6 protein-coding genes and 1 riboswitch are annotated in these 6,030 nt (G+C 69.7%); of the genes, 3 read left to right on the top strand and 3 right to left on the bottom strand.

Annotated features, from left to right (window positions below; all coding sequences use genetic code 11):
* Positions 1-168 precede the first annotated feature (168 nt).
* The 3 genes from FFS23_RS19620 to FFS23_RS19610 are packed head-to-tail and all read left to right on the top strand — an operon-like array spanning position 169 to position 1,807.
* On the top strand, positions 169-759 hold the full coding sequence (locus FFS23_RS19620) for an alpha-ketoglutarate-dependent dioxygenase AlkB (protein WP_137899928.1): 591 nt from the start codon (positions 169-171) through the stop codon (positions 757-759).
* Positions 756-1,601, top strand: coding sequence for an exonuclease domain-containing protein (locus FFS23_RS19615; RefSeq protein WP_137899927.1), 846 nt, complete (start codon positions 756-758; stop codon positions 1,599-1,601). Before FFS23_RS19620 ends, FFS23_RS19615 begins: the two co-directional genes overlap by 4 nt.
* A gap of 56 nt (positions 1,602-1,657) precedes the next feature.
* Positions 1,658-1,807, top strand: a complete 150-nt coding sequence (locus FFS23_RS19610; RefSeq protein WP_137899926.1) for a CsbD family protein — start codon at positions 1,658-1,660, stop codon at positions 1,805-1,807.
* A gap of 24 nt (positions 1,808-1,831) precedes the next feature.
* On the opposite strand, the gene pnuC is transcribed toward FFS23_RS19610, so the two are convergent.
* Genes pnuC through FFS23_RS19595 form a run of 3 tightly spaced genes read right to left on the bottom strand, consistent with a single transcriptional unit; the run spans position 1,832 to position 5,806 of the window.
* A complete protein-coding gene (gene pnuC / locus FFS23_RS19605) occupies positions 1,832-2,398 on the bottom strand; it encodes a nicotinamide riboside transporter PnuC (protein ID WP_137899925.1) in 567 nt (188 codons plus the stop codon).
* Positions 2,395-3,525 (bottom strand): phosphotransferase enzyme family protein, encoded by a 1,131-nt coding sequence (locus tag FFS23_RS19600; RefSeq protein WP_249340772.1) that lies wholly within the window; start codon positions 3,523-3,525, stop codon positions 2,395-2,397. The genes pnuC and FFS23_RS19600 overlap by 4 nt, the downstream gene beginning before the upstream one ends.
* 4 nt (positions 3,526-3,529) lie before the next feature.
* Entirely contained in the window at positions 3,530-5,806 is a 2,277-nt protein-coding gene (locus FFS23_RS19595; RefSeq protein WP_137899924.1) for a TonB-dependent receptor, read from the bottom strand.
* A gap of 56 nt (positions 5,807-5,862) precedes the next feature.
* Positions 5,863-5,972: riboswitch (TPP riboswitch) on the bottom strand.
* Between the last annotated feature and the right edge of the window lie 58 nt (positions 5,973-6,030).

Here is a 6,030-nt window from a genome sequence, read left to right as displayed (position 1 = left end):
AGGCCGTACGCCGGCAGCATCGCAAGAGAGATCAAGTGGATAGCCACGCCGTCACCGATGTAGGCCAGGCGGGGGCCGGGCCTACATCGGGGACGGCGTGGCTATCCCCTTGATCTCTCTTGCGATGCTGCCGGCGTACGGCCTCGGGGCGGGCGCAGGCGGGTCTTGATGCGCGACCTGTTCGACCGACCGCTGCTGCCCGGGCTGCGCAGCGAGGAGGGGTTCGTCACCGCCGACGACGAGCGCGCGCTGATCGCGGCGATCGATGCGCTCGCGCTGACGCCGTTCCAGTTCCAGGGCTGGACCGGCAAGCGACTGACCCACAGTTTCGGGCTGCATTACGATTTCGAGCGCGGATCGCTCGCACCGGCAGCGCCGATGCCGGCATGGCTGGCGGCGATCCGTGCAAGGGCCGAGGCGTTCGCCGGGGTCGCCTCGGGAAGCTTCGTGCAGGCGCTGCTGATCCGCTACGATCCCGGCGCGGGGATCGGCTGGCATCGCGACCGCCCGCATTTCGATCACGTCGTCGGCATTTCGCTTGGGGCGGCGGCGGCGATGCGCTTCCGCCGCCGGACGGGCGAGCGGTTCGCGCGGGTCGCCGCACCGCTGCCGCCGCGCGGCATCTACCACCTCCACGGCGAGGCGCGCCACGATTGGGAGCATAGCATCGCCGCGATGACCGAGACGCGCTGGTCGATCACGCTGCGCAGCCTGTCCGAGCGCGGGCGCCGGATGCTCGCCGCCGGGAATGGCGCGTGACGACCCCCGATTTCGTCGTGGTCGACGTCGAGACCGCCTGTTCGCGGGTGAGCAGCATCTGCCAGATCGGCATCGTCGGCTTCCGCGACGGCCGCGAGGTCTTCGCCTATGAGACCTTGCTCGATCCGTGCGACGATTTTCATGCGATGAACACGCGCATCCACGGCATCGCCGCGCATCACGTGATCGGCCAGCCGACCTTCGCGCACGTCCACGCCGACATCGACCGCCATCTGACCGGCCGCGTCACCGTCGCCCATTCCTATTTCGACAAGGGCGCGCTCGCCGCGGCCTGCCGCGTCCATGACCGGGCGATGATCGAGACGGTCTGGCTGGACAGCGTGCGGGTCGCCAAACGCGCTTGGCCCGATCTGCCCAACCACAAGCTCGGCGGCCTCGCGCGCTATCTCGGCATCGCCCACCGCCACCATGACGCGCTGAGCGACGCGCGCGCCGCCGGCTGGGTGATCGTCAAGGCGATCGACCATACCGGCCTGTCGCTCGCCGACTGGCTGGCCCCGCCGCGCAAACCGCAGCCGCCGCCCCGCGCCGCGCCGGCGGGGCCGCTGAAGGGCGAGCGGATCGTCGTCGTCGGCGAGGCGCGCGACGGGGCAATCGCGCAGGCGCTCGCCGCGCAGGGCGGCACGATCATGTCGGCGGTCGGGCTGACGACGACGATGGTGGTCGTCGCCGATCATCTGCCCGATGCGCGCGCGCCGCGCGCGCGCGCCGAGATGGACAAGGCCGCGGCGGCGCGGCGGGCTGGCCGGGCGATCCGGATCGTGTCGGCGCGGACGCCGGGCCTGCTCGACGACGATGCCGGGGCCATTGTTGGCGGCTGAGGGGTTGAGCCGTGGACGACGGGGCGCTTCCGCGCTCCCGAACCGAAGGACGTCTCATGGTAAAATCGATCTCCGGCATCGTAGGCGCGATCAACACCGCCGTCGGCAAGGCCAAGCAGAACGCCGACGATCCGTCGCTGCACGAAGAGGGCGCCGAACAGGAAGCGCGCGGCACGAAGCAGCAGGCCGACGCCAGGAAGAAGTAGGCGGATGCGCGTTCGCCGGCGGGGTCAGCCCTGCCGGTGGCCGCCCGCCCGGCGCCATTGCCGATAGCCGAGGACGGCGAGCCCGACCATCGCCGCATAGAGACCGGCGGTCGGCAGCAAATCCTTCCAGACGAACATGCCGACGTAACAGACGTCGACCACGATCCACAGCAGCCAGCTCGCGGCGTGGCGGCGCCCGGTCCAATATTGCGCGACGAGGCTGAAGCTGCTCAGCGTCGCGTCCATCCAGGGCAGCGCCGCGTCGGTATGGTGGCTGGTCAGCCAGCCGATGCTCACCGCCCCCACCGCGCCCGCCGCCAGACCCACCAGCGCCTGCGCCGGCCGCAGCGGCGCCACCACCACCTCGCCCTCGCTATCGGTCCCCCGCGCCCAGGCGACCCAGCCGTAGACGATCGCGATCGCGAACAGCAGTTGCAGTACCATGTCGGCGTACAGCCGCACGTCGAGGAACAGCTTCGCGTATAACGCGCAGGCGAGCAGGTTGACCGGCCAGCACAGCATGCGCCGCCGCGCGGTCAGCCAGATACCGGCGAAGCTGACGACGACCGCGACGATCTCCAGCGTCGTCATGGCTTGGCCTCGCCGATCCGGCGCAGCAAAGCCTGCCCCGCGGCGGAGCGGAACCACGCGACATGGCCGATGGCATAGTCGTCCCAGGTCAGCGCCGCAGCGGCGGGATCGATGACCACCGCGGTGAAATAGTCGATCTCCGACAAGGCGAATTCGAGGTGGACGAGCGGCAGCAGCCGGACGATCGCGGCGATATCGGCGGCGGCGAGCGGGACGCGCGATGCATAGCCGGCAAGCAGCGCCAGCGCCGCCGCGGGATCGGCGATGTCGTCGCCCTGCGGCAGGTCGAGCCAGCGGATCGCGCTGCGTTCGATCGCGGTGGCGATATCGTGCACCGCGCAGGTGCGATCGGCGAGGCCGAAGTCGATCACCGTCCGCACGCTGCCGTCGTCCGTCCAGAGCAGGTTCGACGGATGCCAGTCGTTGTGCGTCCACAGCGGCGGCTGATCCGCCAGCACCGCGGGCAGGCCGTCGCCGAGCGTCGCGAACAGCGCGCCGAGCTGCGCCCGCCACGGCCGCGTCGTCAGGAAGGCGGCCAGCGCCGGCCGGGCGGCGACATAGGCTTCGGCCGCGGCGAGCGGATCGCGTGCCGGCAGGATGGTGAGGCTGGCGACCAGCGGCTGCGCCCGGCGGGCAGGGGCGGCGAATCCGGCCGCGGCGAGGTGCAGCCGCGCCAGCGCGACGCCCGCGGCATGCGCCTGCGCGTGCGAGAAGAACGGCGTCCACGACAGGCGGTCGCGGTAGAGATCGGCGCCCGGCGCCTGCCGGTGCGCTTCGTAGCGCCACGCGTCGATCGCGATTGCGGTCGCACCGTCGGCCGTCGCGAGAACCTCCGGCACCGATAGGCCGGCCGCGGCGAGATGCGCGATGAACGCATGTTCCTCGGCCAGCCCCGCGATCGACCGCAGCCGGTGGTGGTGGCGCTTGAGCAGGACGGTGCCCGTCCCGGTCCGGACCAGGGCCGCCGCCGAGAAGGGGCGCGGCGAATGCCAGTGCAGCCCGATCGGCGGTCCCGCCGCCGGAAAGCGCGCCAGTACCGCGGCGGCCTCGCCGATGGTGATCGCCGGCCAGGTCGGCGCCTCCAGCGCCTGCCCCATGCCGTGCACCAGATGACCGGCGGGCGTCATCGCCTCAGAACGCGCGCGAGACGGTCGCCATCACCGCGGCGCCGCTGCCGATATAATAAGCGGGTGCCTGACCGGCGATGACGGTGCCGTTGCGGCCGATGGTGTCCTGCGCATTGGTCGTCACCGCCTGCACGCCGGCGAGCACGTGCGGATCGGTGACGTTGATCGCGTTGACGCGCAGGTCGGTGCGCTTGCCGTCGAGCCACTCGGCCAGATGCACGCCGATCGACAGGTCGAGCGTCGCATAGCCCTTGATGCGCTCGTCGTTCATGAAGGTGGCATATTGCCGGCCGAGATATTTCGACGCGATGCTGCCGAAGACGCGACCGTCGTCATAGGTACCGCCCGCGCCGAACTGCACCGTCGGGCTCGACACCGCATGCCGGCCGCGCGTCGGCAGCAGGTCGCCGCCGACCGGCAGATCGTCGTCGAGCCGCGCGTGCAGATATTCGCCCGACACATAGAGGCTGACCGCGGCGACCGGGCGATAGTCGATCTCGGCATCGACGCCATAAGAGGTCTGTCCGCCGGCGTTGAGCGTCGCATTGACCTGCGCACCGCCCTGATCGACCACCGTCGCCAGCTGGCGGTTGCGGAATTTATAGTGGAAGCCCGTCACCGAGGCCGAGACCGCTTCGCCGATGAAGCGATAGCCGAGCTCTTCCGACACCGAATATTCGTTCTTGAGCGCGTTGCTGCCCTGCACGACCAGCGCCCCGCCGGCATAGCTGTTGTACAGCGTGAATTCGTTGGGCGTGCGGAAGTTGGTGGTGACGTTGGCGAAGAGCTGTTGCCGGTCGTCGAGCTGGTAATGGATCGCGGCGCGCGGCAGCGCGGCGAAACTGTCGATCCGCACCTTGTCCTGCGGTCCGGGCAGATAGTTGCGGCCGTTGCGCAGCACGTCGACGCCCTTGAACCCGACGTCGACCGTCAGCCGCGGCGCGACGGCGATGCTGTCAGCGAGGAAAAAGCTCTTGGTGACGGTGACGGTGCGCTGGTTCTCATAGGCGAGCAGGCGGCCGTCGGCGGTGCGGATCGCCCTGGCGCGATAGCCCCAGCGGTCGGTCGGCCGACCATCGGCATCGATGCTGGTATAGGATTGGGTGACGCGATCGGTGCCGTAATCGAACCACAGCCCAGCGGTGATCCGGTGGCTGCCGGCCTGCAGCGTCAGCTTGGCGACGCTGCCGCCGCGGAACTGGTCGCCGGTATAATTGCCGAGCACCGTCGCGACGCCGTCGACTGCGCCGGGCAGCGCGATCGGCTGCGCCAGCTCCTCGGTGCCGAGGAAATTGCCGGTGGTGGTGAGCTGCGTGCCATAAGGCGAATTGCCGTAGCCGAATTGCGCATAACTGGTGCTGTCGAACGTCAGCCGCTCGCCGAGCTCGAGATGCACCGGCGCCGAGGCGTAAAGATTGCGGAACGGCGCGCGATAGAGCCGCCAGTAATCCGTGGCGCCCGGCGTGTAGCGCTTGGCGTAGTTGAAGCCGCGGCCCTGCGCCTGCCATTCGGCGAGCGTCGGGCTGGGGTAGCTCGACGAATTGGCGTCGTTGAACGACAGCGCGAGGCTGGCGCGATTGCCCGCGCCCCATTCGTTGAGCAGCTTCGCGTCGATATGCTGGCGCGTGTCGAAGCCGGCGCCGCGCCAATTGTCCGCACGCGTGTTGGAATAGGACAGGAAGGCCTTGAGCCCGGTGCCGCCGATCGTCCCGCTGTCGATCCGCACGAAGCCGCGCCGCGCCGCATAGCTGCCAAGCGACAGATCGACGAGACCACCCGCCCGCGCCTTGGGATCGTCGAGCGCCAGCGACAGCAATCCGCCGGCACCGCCCAGCGTCGGCGAGTCGATGTCGACCGACCCCTGCGCGATCGATATCCGCCGGAGATTGCCGGGGTCGGCGAACTGTGACGGATAGGCGTAATAATAGCCGATGTCGTTCTGCGGCGCGCCTTCCATCAGCACGCCGATCTCGTCCTGCCCCAGCCCGCGCAGCGTCAGGCTGGAACTGGTCGACAGGCCATAGGGATCGCTCGACGCGACATTGGCGCCGGGCAGCAAGGTGACGAGCTGGAAGGCGTTGAGCGTCGGCGCCTGTTTGACGATGAAGTCGGCCGAGATCGCGCTCTGGCTCTTCGGCGCCTGTTGATCGGGCAGCAGCCCGGCGGGATCGGGATGGCCGACGACGCGGATCTCGGCGGGTTCGGCGGTCTGCGCCGCGGCGGGTGCCGCGAGGAGCAGCACCGGCACCCCCAGCGCGAGCCAAAATCGCGCGGGTCGCATGTCGAAACGGGAAACAAGAGCCGGAATCGTTCGCATCCACTTCATCGGAGGAACGACGGCGCACCGCAGACCCTCCCTACGCCGGTATCACCCGGATCAGGTTCAGCGGGTCATGGGCTGCTGCCCATTTCTCAGCCGCGCGTCAGCGGCCCCCCGGGGATGGCCCGGCTTAGGCGATCCCGCGGGGTAGCGATAGGGGGCTCGATTACAGCGCCAGATCGGGG

The sequence above is a fragment of the Sphingomonas sp. 2SG genome, from assembly GCF_005503285.1.
In the GTDB taxonomy this organism is placed as follows: domain Bacteria; phylum Pseudomonadota; class Alphaproteobacteria; order Sphingomonadales; family Sphingomonadaceae; genus Sphingomonas; species Sphingomonas taxi.
This window is presented reverse-complemented; position numbering and strand designations above follow the sequence as displayed.

What these genes read in the sequence shown, in the direction of transcription:
- pnuC (WP_137899925.1), bottom strand. Translation starts at nt 2,398, where the DNA reads ATGACGACGCTGGAGATCGTCGCGGTCGTCGTCAGCTTCGCCGGTATC.
- FFS23_RS19610 (WP_137899926.1), top strand. Translation starts at nt 1,658, where the DNA reads ATGGTAAAATCGATCTCCGGCATCGTAGGCGCGATCAACACCGCCGTC.
- FFS23_RS19595 (WP_137899924.1), bottom strand. Translation starts at nt 5,806, where the DNA reads ATGCGACCCGCGCGATTTTGGCTCGCGCTGGGGGTGCCGGTGCTGCTC.
- FFS23_RS19620 (WP_137899928.1), top strand. Translation starts at nt 169, where the DNA reads ATGCGCGACCTGTTCGACCGACCGCTGCTGCCCGGGCTGCGCAGCGAG.
- FFS23_RS19600 (WP_249340772.1), bottom strand. Translation starts at nt 3,525, where the DNA reads ATGACGCCCGCCGGTCATCTGGTGCACGGCATGGGGCAGGCGCTGGAG.